The organism is Desulforhopalus singaporensis (assembly GCF_900104445.1).
Lineage (GTDB): Bacteria > Desulfobacterota > Desulfobulbia > Desulfobulbales > Desulfocapsaceae > Desulforhopalus_A > Desulforhopalus_A singaporensis.
Genome location: NZ_FNJI01000009.1, coordinates 23,932 through 41,166, shown reverse-complemented (window position 1 = coordinate 41,166; position 17,235 = coordinate 23,932). Strand labels below are relative to the sequence as shown.

The 17,235-nt window shown below is 50.7% G+C and carries 18 protein-coding genes; 5 read left to right on the top strand and 13 right to left on the bottom strand.

Annotated elements, in window-relative coordinates:
* Positions 1–22 precede the first annotated feature (22 nt).
* On the bottom strand, positions 23–871 hold the full coding sequence (locus BLQ17_RS07980; RefSeq protein ID WP_092221624.1) for a PHP domain-containing protein: 849 nt from the start codon (positions 869–871) through the stop codon (positions 23–25).
* 313 nt (positions 872–1,184) lie between these two features.
* Between BLQ17_RS07980 and BLQ17_RS07975 the strand changes: the two genes are divergently transcribed.
* Positions 1,185–2,012 carry an SDR family NAD(P)-dependent oxidoreductase gene (locus BLQ17_RS07975; RefSeq protein WP_092221622.1) on the top strand — a complete coding sequence of 276 codons (828 nt, stop codon included), beginning with the start codon at positions 1,185–1,187 and terminating at the stop codon, positions 2,010–2,012.
* Between the two features lie 50 nt (positions 2,013–2,062).
* Here BLQ17_RS07975 and BLQ17_RS07970 read toward each other — a convergent pair whose 3' ends face one another.
* The 3 genes from BLQ17_RS07970 to BLQ17_RS07960 all read right to left on the bottom strand — a co-directional run bounded on the left by BLQ17_RS07970 (position 2,063) and on the right by BLQ17_RS07960 (position 4,324).
* Positions 2,063–2,770, bottom strand: coding sequence for a DVU0298 family protein (locus BLQ17_RS07970; protein WP_092221620.1), 708 nt, complete (start codon positions 2,768–2,770; stop codon positions 2,063–2,065).
* A 137-nt stretch (positions 2,771–2,907) separates the two neighbouring features.
* Positions 2,908–3,984: a cyclic nucleotide-binding domain-containing protein gene (locus BLQ17_RS07965; protein ID WP_092221618.1), complete on the bottom strand. Its 1,077-nt coding sequence runs from the start codon at positions 3,982–3,984 to the stop codon at positions 2,908–2,910.
* Between the two features lie 10 nt (positions 3,985–3,994).
* Positions 3,995–4,324, bottom strand: coding sequence for a hypothetical protein (locus BLQ17_RS07960; RefSeq protein WP_092221616.1), 330 nt, complete (start codon positions 4,322–4,324; stop codon positions 3,995–3,997).
* Positions 4,325–4,547: 223 nt separating this feature from the next.
* Here BLQ17_RS07960 and BLQ17_RS07955 point away from each other — a divergent pair, with 223 nt between their 5' ends.
* The 4 genes from BLQ17_RS07955 (at position 4,548) to BLQ17_RS07940 (ending at position 7,625) form a co-directional block, all read left to right on the top strand.
* Positions 4,548–5,717, top strand: a complete 1,170-nt coding sequence (locus BLQ17_RS07955; protein ID WP_092221614.1) for an MFS transporter — start codon at positions 4,548–4,550, stop codon at positions 5,715–5,717.
* An 85-nt stretch (positions 5,718–5,802) separates the two neighbouring features.
* Positions 5,803–6,309 (top strand): shikimate kinase, encoded by a 507-nt coding sequence (locus tag BLQ17_RS07950; protein ID WP_092221612.1) that lies wholly within the window; start codon positions 5,803–5,805, stop codon positions 6,307–6,309.
* Positions 6,310–6,351: 42 nt separating this feature from the next.
* Positions 6,352–6,732 (top strand): nitrous oxide-stimulated promoter family protein, encoded by a 381-nt coding sequence (locus tag BLQ17_RS07945; protein WP_092221610.1) that lies wholly within the window; start codon positions 6,352–6,354, stop codon positions 6,730–6,732.
* 2 nt (positions 6,733–6,734) lie between these two features.
* Entirely contained in the window at positions 6,735–7,625 is an 891-nt protein-coding gene (locus BLQ17_RS07940) for a TIGR01777 family oxidoreductase (protein ID WP_218121737.1), read from the top strand.
* On the opposite strand, the gene BLQ17_RS07935 is transcribed toward BLQ17_RS07940, so the two are convergent.
* From BLQ17_RS07935 to mqnE, 9 genes are all read right to left on the bottom strand, one after another.
* Positions 7,604–9,397, bottom strand: coding sequence for a Na/Pi cotransporter family protein (locus BLQ17_RS07935; RefSeq protein ID WP_092221608.1), 1,794 nt, complete (start codon positions 9,395–9,397; stop codon positions 7,604–7,606). The genes BLQ17_RS07940 and BLQ17_RS07935 overlap by 22 nt on opposite strands.
* A gap of 152 nt (positions 9,398–9,549) precedes the next feature.
* Complete coding sequence (locus BLQ17_RS07930) at positions 9,550–10,440, bottom strand: phosphoribosylaminoimidazolesuccinocarboxamide synthase (RefSeq protein WP_092221605.1); 891 nt, start codon at positions 10,438–10,440, stop codon at positions 9,550–9,552.
* Between the two features lies 1 nt (position 10,441).
* Entirely contained in the window at positions 10,442–11,293 is an 852-nt protein-coding gene (locus BLQ17_RS07925; RefSeq protein WP_176761139.1) for a DUF3108 domain-containing protein, read from the bottom strand.
* 43 nt (positions 11,294–11,336) lie between these two features.
* Complete coding sequence (locus BLQ17_RS07920; protein ID WP_245695044.1) at positions 11,337–12,227, bottom strand: UbiA-like polyprenyltransferase; 891 nt, start codon at positions 12,225–12,227, stop codon at positions 11,337–11,339.
* A complete protein-coding gene (locus BLQ17_RS07915; RefSeq protein WP_092221601.1) occupies positions 12,212–12,784 on the bottom strand; it encodes a UbiX family flavin prenyltransferase in 573 nt (190 codons plus the stop codon). Before BLQ17_RS07915 ends, BLQ17_RS07920 begins: the two co-directional genes overlap by 16 nt.
* Positions 12,785–12,797: 13 nt before the next feature.
* The gene (locus BLQ17_RS07910) at positions 12,798–13,655 is read right to left on the bottom strand and encodes a menaquinone biosynthetic enzyme MqnA/MqnD family protein (RefSeq protein ID WP_092221599.1); all 858 of its coding nucleotides are present in this window, start codon (positions 13,653–13,655) and stop codon (positions 12,798–12,800) included.
* Between the two features lie 65 nt (positions 13,656–13,720).
* The gene (locus BLQ17_RS07905; protein ID WP_092221598.1) at positions 13,721–14,998 is read right to left on the bottom strand and encodes an amidohydrolase family protein; all 1,278 of its coding nucleotides are present in this window, start codon (positions 14,996–14,998) and stop codon (positions 13,721–13,723) included.
* A gap of 17 nt (positions 14,999–15,015) precedes the next feature.
* Positions 15,016–16,077, bottom strand: coding sequence for a cyclic dehypoxanthinyl futalosine synthase (gene mqnC / locus BLQ17_RS07900; protein ID WP_092221596.1), 1,062 nt, complete (start codon positions 16,075–16,077; stop codon positions 15,016–15,018).
* Positions 16,078–16,094: 17 nt separating this feature from the next.
* Entirely contained in the window at positions 16,095–17,192 is a 1,098-nt protein-coding gene (gene mqnE, locus BLQ17_RS07895; protein WP_092221594.1) for an aminofutalosine synthase MqnE, read from the bottom strand.
* Positions 17,193–17,235: the final 43 nt, after the last annotated feature.

The window sequence follows — 17,235 nt, the reverse complement described above, 5'->3', positions numbered from 1 at the left end:
CCCCTTGCGTTAAGCAACTACATTAGACGTTCATTCCATCTAGCTGATTTTTCATCGCTTCCAAGACACTGTCCGGAACAGTGATATTTCTTCCGCCGGCCAGGCCGGTCCCGGGACGAATATCGCCGTGATAGTCGCTGCCTCCCGTTACAAAGAGCGATCTCTGTGCGGCGATCTTGCGTAATTCCTTTTTAAATTTTCGCGGATGACTGGGATAGTATACCTCGATTCCGTCCAGACCCAGGTCGGCAAGTTCCTGCAACAATCGGTTTACTTCAACATGTTGCTGAACCAGATTGTAGGGATGGGCGAGCACGGTCAGCCCACCGGCGTTTTTTATAAATCCGGAGGCTTCGGGAAACTGGTAGATGAAACGGGACACATAGGCGCGTCCGTGTTGGCCGAGCAACTCGGTAAAAGCCTGCTCCATAGTTGCCACATAACCTTTCTGGATCAGATGGCGGGCAATATGCGGACGTCCCATCTGCCCGTTTCCCGCAGTCGATATGAGTTCTTCCAGATCGACGCTGATGCCGAGATCGTTTAATTTTTTCACTATTTTTTTGTTTCTCTCGACTCTTCCCTGCTGCAGCCGGGTCAAGGCTTCAAGGAACACCTGGTCGGTATGGTCGAAAAAATAGCCGAGAAGATGAATATTCTGCTGCTTGTATTTCACGCTGAGCTCTATACCAGAGATCACCTCGACACCACATTTTTCTCCCGTGTTCATTGCCTCTTCCACCCCGTCGGCCGTATCGTGATCGGTAAGTGCGATCGCCTTAAGGCCCCTGCTGGCGGCGAGCCGAACTATCTCGGTTGGAGTCATCGTTCCATCCGACATGGTAGAATGAATATGCAGGTCAATTGACATGTTATTTTTTCTCCGCAGCTTTCGCAGCCTAATGCTGAATGTTTGTTAAATTCGAACTGCTCTTTTGACTGCCTTTAAAAATGAAAAAGCTCCGGTTCCATCACCACCGTCCGTACCAGTATCTTACCATGTTGCCTGCAGAAAAACTTCCCGGACAAAACCGTATCTCAACATTTTGCAGACCGTTGACGGTTTTGCCCGAATTCACTTGGCAATACCGGTCTGTTCCAATAAGATTGAACCATTGGTGCATTACTCTATCGTCTCAACCTTACAATAGAACCTATTCCGCATCTTATTGGTATTCTTTATCATGGAACTCGAAGGAAAAACAGCACTTATCCCCGGAGCTTCACGTCCCGTCGGCCGTGCCATCGCCAAATGTTTCGCCCGACAGGGCGCACACCTTTTTCTTCCTGTTTTCGACTGGCCTGAATCAGTTACCGAACTTCGGGAGGAATTTACTGAGAACCGCTTTTCGTTTGAACTGGTCCAGACCGATCTCAGAAAGACATCCGAGGTGAAAAAACTGGTGCAGACGGTGGCCGCCAGGTCGGGCAAGCTCCACTACCTGATCAATAACATCGAGCGCGGAGGCATGCCGATTGTCCACGGAGGCTATGACCTTGCACACAACAGGGACCAGTGGGATCTCGAGTTTGCCACCAGCCTGAAAGCTAAGTGGTTGCTTTTTCATCACTGTTTAGATCTGATGCAGAAATGTCATGGCTGTTCAGTGGTCAACATTTCGTCAGTTGCCGGGGTGACCGGCCGTTCCGGCCCAGGAGCCCTTTTGTTCAACGACGGATACAGTGCCGCCAACAGGGCAATCAGTAGCCTGACCGAGACGTGGGCCCGCGAAACGGCTCCGCTGGTCCGGGTAAACGAACTTTGTCTCGGCCTGATCAGGGGGCGACATGGAGAAGGCACCAGGGGGTGGTCGTTGCTGAGCGATGACGATAAAAAAGAGCTGACCGGCCAAATTCTCCTGGCCAGGACCGGACGCCCCGAAGAAGTTGCCGATGCCGTTTATTTTCTCGCTGTTCGCGCCTCCTACCTTACCGGGGCGGTGATCAGGATGGATGGCGGATTCTCATTGGGTGCAACCAGGGTACCGCCAATGCCGGACGGGGTATTGTAACTCCATCCTTAAAGTCATCTCCACGGGGCAGCCCGGGTTATGCTCTGCTCTTATGGCTCTGCGCCAATGGTCAGGAGCTGCCGTGCCAGCCCGCTTACGGTGACAGTGGTAAAGGTACCGTCATCGTAGACGGACAGCTCAACGGGAGAGCAGAGGAATTTTTTCAGTCTCCCAGGTCCTAGCTTGGCGCCAAGGCGCACCAGGGCCAAAAGGGCAAGCCCTGAAACGGTATGATCCCTGGAGTCGAGATAATTGGCAAGATCGCGTTCAACACCGCGGTCAACCATTTGTTGCCGATAGCTGCTGCACAACCTGGCGATTCCCCACAACAATCCGCACTGAAGCATTGGCAATTCCAGATAATTACCATCCTGGAAAAGCTCATCACCATCTTCTCTCATATAGGAGATAAGCATGTGGACATACTCCTCCATAATCCCCTTATGGCAGCACATGATCTCCGCCATCGCCTCGGTACATCCCCAGCCGATCCCCCCGGACTCATCATTGAGACTCCAGAGAAAACGCCGCATGACGACCCTTGCCTGTTCCATGTCTTCTGCAGCAATGGCACAGACTGTTCTTCCCAGGCAACTGACTGCATGGTAGCGTATCTTTTCCCCCGGGTGACACAAGGCGCTAAAGAGAGGGTTCAGTAATGATTTTGGCGGATAATCAGCTATTTTTCGCAGGACTATGTCAAGATCATCTTCCTGCAGCAACCGCAGCACTTCTTTTTTGTACTTTATTCTGCTCATAGACGTTTTCGACAATTGTTGCCCGTAATTAGCTAAACTCAGTAATCACTTTGACTTCTCCGTCAATCAGCAAAATCAAAACAAAGCAACAAACCGGTCCGCTCCCCCGGAGCCGACCGGTGTCAACCCGGCCGGAGCTATTCATACTCTCCATCGTCAATTCTCTTCATGCCTTCCATGATCATTCCCATGAATCCGCCCAGGATATCGAGATTTTTTTCCTGATCGTTCAATCCCTGGACATACCTGAATCGGCCTCTATCAATGGCAATGAGACGATAAAAAGCCTCGACTCCTGTCAATCCTCCGATTTCGGCATGGACAACTTCCCCTTCGTTAAACAGCAGGCGGCCGATCTGGTGGTTATGATTGATCAGGATTTTTCCGGTTTTCTGGTTGACGTTTATCATCTGGCAGAGCTCAACCGTCGAGATATCGGACAACTGTCCCACGAGATCGGAAGAGATTTCCTCCGCCCGCAACTTGTTGATCTTTTCGATCCTGCCGATCAGGAGTTTGTAGAGAAACACCTGGAGGGTGGAAAATCTGCGCAGGATATGCCTGAAATTTTTCTGGCTCATAACAGCTATCCGGCATTTTTCAAGAGCAACGACGGTCGAGCTGACCCGCTCCCCGGACAGCAGACTCATCTCGCCGAACACATCACCCTGGTGGAGTTCTGCAAGGGATACACCTTTTTCGTCTACCACTTCGGCTTTGCCCGAAAGGACGACAAAGAGCCTGTTGCCCGGTTCCCCCTTGCGCACGATTTCGACGTTCTGCTGAAATTCCTTGAAATCGAGCAGTATCGCCAGGTCGATAAGCTCTTCATCGGAAAGGGTGGCAAACATGCTCACTTTTCGCAGCATCGTACTGTACGGGCTGGCTTCGACGGTTTTCTGGTGTCTGTCAGCCGCCGCCAGCAGTTTCATCTGCAGCGTGGCGTATCTTCGCTCCTTTTTCAGCTCAAACCTGATAAGCCCCCTGCAGCCGCCGCACTCGAATTTGGTTTTATCACTCCCAGGCCTGGAAGGTGTCCCGGTGTCATCTTCCTGAGTGAGGATCTCCAGCACGTCTCTGGTCAAGACAAGACAGGTGGGTTTGCCAACCGGCAGATTCAAAGCCCCCTCTTTGACTTCAAACTCTTCCCCAGCGTGATACAGAGGACACTGATTTTCTTCAGTTATTACAAATCCACCATTTTTAATAATCATTAATTCCCGCTCAATCCGAACGACCAAAAAGAAGGTATATAATAAGCCCCAGAACTGCGGCGCCGCCAAACACTACCGGAAGGATCTTATCAATCTGGATCTCTCCGTTTCTGATCAGGCTGTTCATGTAGGGCGTGCCGGAAACGTACCATACTCCGATACAGAGCCCTATTATGATCATGTCTTTCCAGCGCTGTTTATACAGCATGTAAATAACAAGCGTGACAAATGGCACCATAAACCAGGGATTAGTGAACAGCCCGGTAAAATCGACCTCCATAATCTGCTCATGGATGTGCGTCGCAATAAACCAATCTGCAATTTTTGAAAAAATTTCCATAGTACTACCTCTTGTTTTTAAAAAAAAGTTTCCTTTCCCATTAACCTCAGGAAATGTTACAGCTTTGGTATAAAGATTTCGAGGGATTATTTCCCCATCTGGTCGGTTCATATTGACATCGGTGTATAATACGGAGCACTGGCACGACTATTCTCTTGTTTCATACCTGGCTCAATCCAGCAAAAAAACACTCATTACCACGCAACTTCTTACCTTTACGCCAATGACTTCAAGTATCACATCCAGGCCGATATATCTTTACCTGCTGGTCCTTTCACTCTGCGCGACGGGTGGGCTGCATGCGTGGCGGACTCTGTTTGATAATTTCGGTGTACATGTCGCAAACCTTGACGGTTATCATATCGGTATTATCCAGTCCGTCCGTGAGCTGCCCGGCCTGCTTGCACTTTTGTTCGTCTATTTCCTGCTGTTCATCAGGGAACACAAGTTCGCCCTGCTGTCGGTGATGATCATGGGAATCGGTATAGGTATAACCGGATTTTTCCCAAACTTTGGCGGACTGCTGTTCACCACTCTGCTAATGAGCACCGGTTTTCACTATTTTGAGACCGCCAACCAGTCCCTCACCCTGCAGTATTTCTCCGCAGCACAGGCTCCGCTGGTTTTCGGTCGCCTGCGAAGTCGGACTTCCGCCTTAAACGTAGGGATCGGGTTATTCTTCATCGCGGGTGGTCCATATTTAAGCTACGACTTTTTGTATATCTTTTTTGGATCGTTGATGGTGTTGGCGGTGTTACTGGTATCTTTTATCGACCCAAGCTCTACGCAGATCCCCGTCCAGAAAAAGAAAATGATTGTGAAAAAGAAATACTGGCTCTTTTACCTGCTCACTTTTCTCGCCGGGGCAAGGAGACAGATTTTCGTCGCTTTTGCGGTTTTCCTTATGGTGAAGAAATTTGACTTTTCCATCCAGGAAATCGCGCTCCTTTTTCTGCTGAACAACGTCATCAACTACTTTCTTGCACCCCGGATAGGACGCTGGGTAAACAGTTTTGGCGAACAGAAGATTTTAAGTGTGGAATATGCGGGGTTGCTGCTTGTGTTCTGCGGTTACGCCTTCGTCACCCATCCGCTGGCGGCGGCGGTGTTATATATCATCGATCACCTATTGTTTAATTTTTCCATTGCAATTAAAACATTTTTTCAGAAAATTGCGGAACCGGAAGATATCGCTCCATCCATGGCCGTAGGGTTTACCATCAACCATGTCGCAGCTGTATTTCTCCCGGCCCTAGGTGGGTTGCTGTGGCTTTTGGACTACAGACTGGTATTTCTTTCAGCATCACTGCTGAGCCTGATATCCCTGGTTGCGGTGCAGTATATCAGCGGGCAAATTGCCCAAAGATGTGATCGGCAAACAGTAAATTCCTGATCGTCTGGCGATTGATCATTGCCACGGGTTTCTTTTTGTTTATCTTTTATCAAGAAAAACCGATCACCATATCAACTATCAGCCAATGAAAAAATCGAACATAATTCTTATAGGAATGCCCGGCTCCGGGAAAAGTACGGTGGGCGTAACGCTTGCAAAACTTCTGGCAAAGCGTTTTCTCGACACCGATATCCTCATCCAGAATCGGGAGAAAAAGACGCTCCAGGAGATAATAGATGACCGGGGACATCTGGCGCTCAGGCAGATCGAGGAGGAAGTGCTGCTGTCGGTTTCATGCAAGGGGCATGTCATAGCAACCGGAGGCAGCGCTGCCTACAGCGACCCGGCGATGGTGCACCTGAAAAAAGACGGAATCACCGTATACCTCCAGGCGAGCCTTGAAGCCCTCAGATCGCGTATAACCAACTACGAGACCCGCGGGGTGGCCAGACGGCCCGGGCAATCTTTTCAGGAGCTTTTTGAGGAGCGGGAGAAACTGTACAACCACTATGCCGATATCGCCGTGGAATCATCAAACCTGACCCAGGACGAGGTCTCCGATATCATCGCCAGCCGATTGTCGGTCATGTGAGATAATTAATTTTCCCAAAAAGCATTCACCAGGGTGCCCAATATGGCAAATAAACCCTCGCCCAGGCTCAAGCGCGAGCTCAAGACAATTGACAGCATGCTGAAGATCTATTGCCGCAATCACCACAAAACCGGCGAAGAACCGCTGTGCAGAGAGTGTCAAGACCTTCTCGAATATGCTGAAAAACGCCTTGCTCGTTGCCCGTTTGGCCGCAACAAACCAACCTGCGGCAACTGCACCATCCATTGCTACCAGCCTGAAAAAAGAAAAAAAGTCAAAGAGGTGATGCGCTACTCAGGCCCCAGGATGATTACCAGACATCCCATACTTGCGCTGATGCACCTGGCCGACGGGTACAAAACGGTTGCCAAACCACCGGTTACAAGTGGTGCTTCAGCAAAAAAGAATTGTGGAGAATTATAGATATGAAGACATTGATAACCGGCTGTTCCGGTCTTGTCGGCAGCGCTGTTGTGGAAGAGCTCTTTGCCAAAGGCTATTCACTCCACTGTCTGAAAAGAAGTTCGGACTCCCGGGCTGAACAGTTCTGGGATACCGCCAAACTTCCCGTTGCCGGGGAAAACATGTGCGATTCGGTGGTTCACCTTGCCGGAGAAAACGTCGCATCCGGCCGCTGGAGCAGTCAAAAAAAGAAAAGAATTCTCGACAGCCGCGTTGAGGGTACCCGAGCCCTGGTCGATTACATTGCAACCCTTGAACAAAAACCCAAAGTCTTTCTGTGTGCATCGGCAGTCGGTATCTACGGCAATCGCGGCGAAGAACGGATGGACGAAAAGAGTAGTCCCGGCGAAGGTTTTCTGGCGGATGTGTGCTGCCAGTGGGAACAGCAGACCGCACGTCTTTCCCGGATGGGAGTGCGTACGGTGAATCTTCGGTTCGGCATGATCCTCAGTCCCCAGGGAGGCGCGCTGCACAAGATGATCCCCCCATTTAAATTGGGGCTTGGCGGGGTGATCGGCACCGGCAGGCAGATCGTCCCGTGGATTTCAATACGCGATGTCGTTGAAATCATAGACTTTATCGTTACTCAAGAGAATTTGTCCGGCCCTGTCAACGTGGTATCGCCCAACCACACCACCAACCGCGAACTGACCAAGCTTCTGGGCAAATCCCTTGGCGTCCCGACCTTGCTCAAGATGCCGGCATTTGCGGCAAGAGCTGTGTTCGGCCAGATGGCCGACGAAATGCTCTTGAGCAGCTGCCGTGCCGTTCCTTCTCGTCTGACCGAAGCCGGATATCAGTTCAGGGATCCGGTTCTGGAACCGCTTCTCGATTACTGCGTCAACGGGGTGTGATGGGGCGGTTGCAGCTTTAATGGGGAATGATGCTGGTCCAGGGCGAGCCGCCCCTCCCCCCGGAGTATATCCGCTGCCCGGATAAGGTTCATGGCTATGCGCGAGGCATAAGCGCCGTCGTTCATGAGTGACGAGGCCATGTTGTCATCTATTTTGCCTTCACGCAGCAGAGCACTGAGCCTTCTGGCCGAGACCATATCAAGGCGTGCGTTGCGTTCACGGGCTGCCTCAAGGGTTGCCACCCCGCCCTGGCCGTCTCCGTTTTTCTGAAAATTTGTTATGGTCCGGATAAGCTCAGCCAGGTTGCGCCGCAGGAAATTGTACTCGTTCTTGATATATTTATTGTTCCTGCCCATGTAATAGACAATATTTTTCTGCAGTTCCCTGATATCCTTAATCGCTTCGATCAGCTCCCGTGACGCAAGCTTGATCCTGTAAACTTTTTCCCGCAGCGGCTTCTCCATATTGCTTTCCGCCATGGCGCAATACCGCAGAATATCGCTGTACAGAAATTTTATATCCTGCCGGTACAGAAGATCGACATCAACACCTTCACCCCTGATCGTTTTCACGACCTCATCCATCCGCAAAACGGAAAAGACCTGGTGCCGGTGCAGACGAAGTGCCTGCACGATAACCTCTAGGACGCTTTCAAGCAGGGACTCCGTCTCCCTGTAAAGAGCTGCAATGGCAGGTCCCGCGGTTTTGACGACCTCGTCATCTAGGTATCTTGTTTTTTTCCGCCGCTCTTTTTCGGCCACGAAAAGAGTCTTGAGAAAAGTAACCAGCCTGCCGATAAACGGTGTAACTAGCACAACCCCGGCGATATTGAAAATAGAATGAAACAGCGACAGCTTGATTGCCGCGTCCTGATCGCCAATACCGGTTTTGACACTGATGAAATCAACCAGAAAAGCGAGCTGGTTGATGAAGACAACGGCGAACAGTGCGGTTGCCACATTGAATATTACATGGGCCACTGCCAGCCTTTTTCCATTGGCGTTGGAGGTAACGGCGCCGATGATTGCGGTTACCGTAGTCCCGAGGTTTGCACCGATGGCAAGCGACAGAGAGTTGATATAGTTGATCTGCCCCGTTGCCACCGCCGTAATGATAAGCGCCATGGTGGCGCTTGACGATTGAATAATTACGGTGGCAACAATACCCAGCAGGATATAAACCGCAATTCCAAGGTAACCTTCAACAACAAACCGGGAAAGATCCAAATAGCTCTGCAGGGTCTCAAACCCTTCCTTCATAAATGAGATCCCGAGGAATATGAACCCCAGGCCGAGCAGGATATTACCAACTCCCTTGTACGTTTTTGCCGAAAAAAAACTGAACAGTACCCCGAAAATTATCATCGGCAGGGCAAATTCCGCGATTTTTATCTTCATGCCAAACGCCGCGACAATCCAGGCAGTCGCCGTGGTCCCGATATTGGCCCCGAAAATTATGCCCACCGCATGGGAGAGAGCTATAAGTTCAGCGGAAAGAAAAGATATTGTAATGACGGTTACAAGCGATGAACTCTGGACAAAAGCGGTAGCAGTAAAGCCGCTCACAATTGCCTTGAACACGGTGTCGGTGGTTTTTCGCAAAATTTTTGACAGCACCCCGCCGGTAAACAACCTGAAGCCGTCTTCCATGGAAAACATCCCGACCAAAAATATCGCAATACCCGAGGCGATGGTGGCGAACTCTCTGCTTGCAAGTACGCCAGCCGCAAAGACAAGCAGGATTACCACCAGCAACATTTTTTTCAACGCCATAACCGGCAACTCCATTTCAGTAAAAGGACCAGGCAACGACCCGGCCTGTAACTAAAAAAGCCATTATCGCCGATCACAACGACCAGAGAAAATGGCTTTTCAGGCAAAGCGCTGACTGCTTGGTTCTACACCACGCCCGCTATACGAATCGGTTACGAGCAGATCCGGTCGACTGCTTCCTCATATCTTTTCTTGGTTTTACTGATAATCTCTTCAGGAAGCTTGGGGGCCGGAGGGTTCTTGTCCCAGTCAAGGCTTGACAGGTAATCCCGCAAAAACTGCTTATCAAAACTGGACTGGGATCGCCCCGGCTTATATTCGTCTTCCGGCCAGAACCTTGACGAATCAGGGGTAAGCACTTCATCAATCAGGATAAGACGACCATCGAGTTCTCCCAGTTCAAACTTGGTATCGGCGATGATAATGCCCTTTTCCCTTGCATAATCGGCCGCTTTTTTATAGAGAGCGACACTTATTTCGCTGATCTGTCTTGCTTTTTCACTGCCGACGATTTCTTCCATTTTTTCAATTGAGATATTCTCGTCGTGATTCCCGAGCTCGGCCTTGGTGGACGGGGTGAAAATCGGTTCGGGGAACTTGTCGGACTCCTGCAGTCCTTGGGGAAGCTCAAACCCACAGACGACATTGCTCTTCTGGTAAGCGCTCCAGAAAGATCCGGAGATATAGCCCCTGACAATACATTCCACTGGCAGCGGCTTGGTTTTCTTGACAAGCATCGACCTTCCCTGCAGATCTTCTTTATACTGATGGCATATCTCGGGATATTCCGCAACATCGGCACTGATCAGGTGATTCTCGACAATCCCTTCGAGCAGCTTGAACCAGAACAGCGACAATTTTGTCAGGACAGCCCCCTTGCCGGGAATGGGAGTGTCCATCACCACGTCATAGGCCGAGATCCTGTCGGAAGCGACCATGAGCAGCTTGTCGTCATGGCCTGGAACTTCGTACATATCGCGCACTTTGCCGCGATGAACAAGTTTTAGTGCTGGAAACTCTGTGTAAGTAACCGGGGTAGTCATTCTATTTTCCTCCATCAATTACGTTGTTGCTGTCGTTTTGTATTAAATTGTTACCTACCCTGAAGTATCTGGTGCAGGCTCCGTTCTCATATGCGGATAGTCTTGCGGTCAGGGAGCCTATGGCAATTTTCGAACGTATCTGCACAGGCACCCGGCATTCGTCGTCGGTGTACCAGATAACAGTATCCCCTGTTTTATCATAAAGCCCCCGAAACGTCATGACCGGCAGTACCACCACGGTTTGTACCGGACCCAGGATAGTATCCTCCAGGATCTCCTGTTTAAGGGGATGCACCGCAACCTCGACCCTTTTCTTGTCGGCGAAAGTCGGCACGGTAAACGGCCGCCCCACCTTCAATCTCATAAGTCTGCTGTTAAAAAACGATGAAAATTCGTTATTCACCTCTCCTTTCAGCTCATACTCCCCTTCCAGCCTGCCGTTTTTGGTATAACAGATGCGATTATTTTCTTGATCGTATTCAAATATCCGGTGGGCTTGGTATCTGTATCCTTCCTTTTGCCAGACTTCATAATAAAATGGGAGTTTTTTTTCACCCCTTACCCTGGTGACGTGACGATCGCTTACCGGATAGATATAGTGGATCGCACCTCTTTCCGTAGTAATAAACGCCCTGATTTCATAACAGCCATCCTGTTTCAAGGCCACGGTCTCAACATGTATTTCGCCAAGTTTTATCCCTCCGCTCCACGACAAATCCCAAACAATCTTTTCTGCGCCTGAATAGCCCACGGCGGCAAGCGTTTCAATCAGTTCGCCCTCGGGATAGACAGAGGCAAAAGACTCGGTTATCCTCCGTGCTTTATCACCACATCCCCCGGGTTGAGGTAGCAAAACAGTGATTGCGACGGCAGCTAGCAGCAGGATGCGCATTGTTCTATAACGTGGCCAGCGACAGCCAGGTGGCAAAAAACAGCGTAATACTGATGAGGCCGTTCATCGAAAAAAAAGATGCGTGTATTCGCGACAGATCTTCGGGCCTGACCAGCATATGCTGATAAAAAAGAGCGCCGGCGGTCAATACGATACCGAGATAGTAATAGATATTGAGTCCTGCCTGGACCCCGGTATAGGTGAAAAACAAAAAAGCAAGGAGATGAAACCCGCCTGCCAGCCGAAACGCCCTCTTCTTTCCCAGCTTTGATGGCAAGGAATAAAGCCCTGCCCGTTTGTCGAAATCAGCATCAAGACATGCATAGATGGTGTCAAACCCGGCGACCCAAAAAATAACCCCCAGAGACAGCGGTACCGGATATCCGGCAAAGCTACCGGTAACCGCAACCCATCCCCCAAGCGGCGAAAAAGCAAGCGCTGCTCCCAGTACCAGATGGCACAAAGAGGTGAACCGTTTGGTCACAGAATAGACAAGGGTCAGGCCCAGGGCGAACGGAGACAGCATCAGGGCCAGCTGGTTGAGCTGGTAACATGCAAAAAAGAACAGTAGTCCGGCACCGACCACCATACCCCAGGCTTCACCCAGTTTAATATCTCCGGCAGGAATGGCTCTTGTTGCAGTCCGGGGATTGTCCTTGTCGAATTTCCAGTCGACGATCCGGTTAAACCCCATGGCGCAAGTCCTGGCGCCAACCATCGCCAGTACAACCCATAAGGCGGTAATTGCGTCCGGCACCGACCTGGCTCCGAGAAAAGCACCGGTAAAGGCGAACGGCAGGGCAAAAACGGTCAATTTAAACTGGATCATCTCCAGAAAGATCTGAATTTTTCTATACAACTTTTCCACAGACACCATGCTTACCCGTTTTCCCATCGTTTTCTCTCTTTAATCTCAATGCCCAGCTGATCGGCAAGGCGCCATGCATACGTCCTGGCGGCCTCCTCAAGACTCTTCGGTTTCAGGTAAAAGCTCGGCATCGGGGGACAAATCACCGCCCCCGCATCGTGCACCGTGAGCATATTCTGCAGGTGGGTGCGGTTCAGCGGCGTTTCGCGGACCGCTAGCACCAGGGTCCGGCGCTCTTTGAGCATCACATCCGCCGCTCGGTGTATCAGGTTTATCGTCAATCCCGAGGCGATTGCCGCAAGAGAGCCCATGGTACAGGGCAAAACAACCATCGACTTATAGTCGGCCGACCCGGAAGCGGGAGACGCCCCGACATCTCTAACGTCGAACCATTTGGAAAACACCGGCAGCTGCTGGTAACCGATGCCAAGTTCCATCTTCAGTACATCAGCCCCGGAGTCCGAACAGATCCCATGCACGGTCACGTCGATATCTTTTAAACACTCAAGAAATCCAGAGAGAAAGAGCATCCCCGTAGCACCTGTGACGCCTATGAGTATCTTTGGTCTTTTTGCTTTATCCATAGCAAGAACCCGCTCAGTCGCAATCGTTTAAGTCGACATATATTTTCAATGGCAGACTGTTTGGGCTGATGTCCCCCCTCTTGATGAGGATCTTGAAAAACGTTTCAAGCGCCCGCCTTTTGGGGCCGGAGAGATCATACTCAATACCTTCGAGATATTGGTGACACTTTTTCTTAGCCATCGGAATCCGCGAGGCACACAACGTGCAGATAGTATCCAGGTCGGCCTTGCCCTCGTCACGACACCGCAACAACTCCTTGTGAATTTTCGCAAGCGCTTCGGGATGCTCTTTACAGAACCCCTCCCTCACCGCACAAACAGCAAAGACGAACGGCAGCCCGGTTTCTTTTTTCCAGATATCGCCAAGATCAAACTCGTAGAGGTAGCTCGACGATTCCGCCATCTTCAGAGCCTCGTCGCCTATGGCCAGTACCGCCCGGTATTCGTTTTTATCGGCAGCCATTACGTCACCGCTTGAGTATACCGGTTTTACCTTGCTGAACTCCTCCAGGATGATCTTGACCAGGTGTACCGACGTTTCCGATTTTTCAGTCAGCAGCACGGGAGCCTTGTCCAGTTGTTCGATGGGTACGTGTGAAAACAGAAAAATAGAGCCCACGGGACCGTTTGCACTTATGGAGAGGTCGGCAAGAATTTTGTAGTCGTCGGGATGCTTTCCATATTCAAAACTTGACACAAATCCCATATCGACTTCGCCGGCGGCCAGTTTCCTGTTGAGATCAGCGGGGCAGGCTTCGACGAGCTGCCAGTTGTCGCAGGTTACGCTTGCCTTCCATTTTTCATGGATCGGTGCGGTATTCAGATAGCTTACCATCCCGATCTTAACGTTGAACGATTGTGAGTTTTCCATACAGGTCAACCTCTAGCACTATGAGGGTGCTCGTAATATAACTACATGGTAAAAAGCGGGCAATGTCACCTGACTGGTGTCACATGCCCGGTCCATTTATCTATTTCATCCGCCACATGCCTTATATACCCAGGCCTGCCTTTTCGCACCAGACCCGCAATCAACTCTTCCCTGGTCCGACACTTTTTGAGATGCTTGGAATTTACGTGGATAAAGTCCGCGCTCTTGCCGCGACCAAGAGCACCGTAATCATTGCCGCGCTGCAGGGCCCGTGCACCGCCGCGGGTAGCCATGGCAAGGATCGTATCGCACGACAGTCCGGAATTGTTGACAGCCAGCAGCTGCATCTCCCGCCACATATCAAGGCTGGTGTTGGATGCAAGGGAGTCCGTGCCCAGGGCCGGCAATATATCCATGTTCACCATTTTTTCAACCGGCGCTCTTCCAACCTTCAAGAACTCATTGCTGCCGGGACAAAGGCAGATGTTCGCCCCGCTGTCCGCGATGATTTCCAGCTCCCGGTCTGAAACGTGAATGCAATGGACGAGCAGGGTTTTCGTATCCAGTACCCCGAGTTTGTTCAGGTATTCTACAGTTCCGTCGCTATGTAAAGGACCAAAATCAAGTGTGCCGTCCCAACTATTTCTTTTTTCGAGAAAATTTCTAAAAGGCCCCAGATTTTTCCGGATGAACTCCACTTCATCACCGGATTCCGCAACATGGATGGAGAAAGGGTGTCCCAGCTCGCGGCTTCTTTTTTTCAGCGCCTGTATAATGTGAGGAGATGTCGAATAGGGAGCGTGTGCAGTGGCGACCACACCCTGCTGCAGAGTATCTATTGCCTGGGTGACCAGATCGCACGCCTGTCTGGTGGGAGCAAGAAATTCAAGCATCCGCACCACGGTTGGATACGCCCTGCAATCATCGGGTTGTTCACTGCCGTCATAGCGGGAGTTGGCGATATCGCCAAGGAGCACAACACCTGAAAGATATTGCTTGGCAAGCGCACTGTCACTGGCACTGGCAATCTCCTGTTCACTGTTTTCCTGGCCTCTTCGGGCAATCAAGGATTCGACCCAGTCGACAAACAACTCTCCCTCGTGGAGCTCACTGCCGCCTGCAAGATGTGAAAGTTCCAGGTGGGTATGCCCGTTTACAAGCCCTGGCATGAGAACACCTTCCAGTTCCACCCTGACGGCATTTGGGAAACGCTGGCGGATATATTCACTGCTGCCGACATCGACGATCACCCCCTGGCGGATGACCACAGCTCCATTGTCAATGACGGGCTGTTCTACAGGAACCACCCATGGTGCGAAAAGCGCATGCATCGCTTGGCTCATCTGAAGTTTTCCCGGTCTCAGGGATTGACAAGACTGTAGTCCATATACCGCTGGGCGGGAGTGAATCCAGCGTCTGATACCAACCGGCGAATCTCCTGTTCGGACAACCTGAAACTCACACCGGCTGCGGCGACCACATTCTCCTCGATCATGGTACTGCCGAAGTCATTAGCCCCGAAAAACAGCGAAAGCTGCGCAATTTTTGGGCCCTGAGTAACCCACGAGGCTTGAATATTGTCGAAATTATCAAGATATATACGAGAAAGTGACAGCACTTTCAAGTAATCGTGGCCCGATGTCTTCCTGACCGAGTCGAGCACCGTGTTGTCGGGCTGAAAGGGCCAGGGAATAAAGGCGGTAAAACCACCTGTCTGATCCTGCAGTTCTCTTAACCGTCGCAGATGTTCAAGCCGTTCATCTCCGGTCTCGATGTGACCGAACATCATGGTCGCAGTGGTACGCAACCCCTGATTGTGAGCCTCGCGCATCACCTCTATCCACTCACCGGCAGAACATTTCCGCGGGGCAATCTGCTGCCGCACCCTGTCCGACAATATCTCAGCGCCCCCGCCGGGTATCGAGTTGAGTCCGGCCTGAATAAGTCGACCGATTACAGTTTTTATATCCAACCCGGAAATAGTCGCAAAATGGCATATTTCAGGCGGGGAAAAACCGTGCACATTTATTTTTTTTGAACGGATGAAGCGAACCATCTCCTCGTAATAGTCCAGGGATTTGTCCGGATGTAATCCGCCCTGAAGCAGAATCTGCGTTCCTCCCAGTTCAATGGTCTCGTCTATTTTGCCGGCTAGCTCGTCAAAGCTCAGCAAATATCCGCCGCTCTCTTCCGGTGACTTGAAAAAAGCACAAAATTGACACGCAGAGATACAGACATCGGTGTAGTTGATGTTCCGGTCAATGACATAGGTCACAGTCTTTTCCGGGTGTTTTCTCACCCGCACTGCGTCTGCCAGAATTCCGAGCTGAAGCAGGTCCGCCTGTTTTTCAAGCTCAAGGTACTCCTTGTCGGTTATCCGCTCACCGGCCGCAACCTTGCCGTAAATTTTATCAAAATCCACCCGTATTCCCCTGACTGTCAGTTATATTTCCTCAATACATTGTAGAGCGTATCCCGCTCAACCGGAACGCGGCCCGCTTCCTTGATAAGCCGTACCAGAGTGGTACTGCCGATGGCCTGGTCGGTATCGGCTCCCGCCATATGGGTAATAACCTCTTCCTTGACCGTACCGTCCATATCATCCGCGCCAAAAGAGAGCGCCACCTGAGCCATCTTCGGCCCGATCATTACCCAATAGGCTTTGATATGCGGGAAATTATCGAGTATCAGACGGGAAACGGCAATATTTTTCAGATCGTTTATCCCGGTTGTCCGTGAAAGTTCTGACATCGCAGTGTTTTTGGGATGAAATGCCAGCGGAATAAAACTTAAAAACCCGCCGGTTTCGTCCTGGGCTCTGCGCAGGGCGACCAGATGTTCCATCCGCTCCTCCACGGTCTCGATATGACCGTAGAGCATCGTTGCGTTGGTATTGAACCCCTGGCGGTGAGCTATTTTAGCGACCTCAAGCCACTCTTTTCCCGGAAGTTTGTCTCTACAGGTCAGCTCGCGTATTCGCGGGCTGAACACCTCAGCCCCTCCCCCCGGCATTGATCCAAGCCCTGCTTCACCGAGAATACCAAGGGTATCCTCAATAGATTTTCCCGAGAGGTTGGCGAAATGGGCGATTTCGACACATGTAAACGCCTGGATGTGGATTTCTGGCCTTATCTCCTTGATACCGCGAAGAAGTTCTACATAATATTCAAACGGCAACTCCGGATGGATACCGCCGACCATATGTACCTCGGTTATGGGTTCATCCAGCCGCTGGCGAACCTTTTCCTTTACTTCCTCAACACTCATTTCATAGGCAAGGTCCGCCCCCTGCTCTTTACCGAACGCGCAGAATTTACAAAGATTGGTACAAATATTAGAGTAGTTGATGTGCTGGTTGTAGATAAAAAAAGTATTATCGCCGTTCTTGCGGTTTCTGACGATATTGGCAAGATAACCCAGGGCGATAATATTGTCGCTGTTGTAGAGTCTAACGCCGTCGTCATAACTCAAACGCTCATCGCCTGCTACTTTTTCAAGAATATCGCCTAATCCGCTTGCTTTTATTATTTTTTCCACAGTAAAAAAAAGGCCGGGTTGTTAACCCGGCCCTATCCCGTAT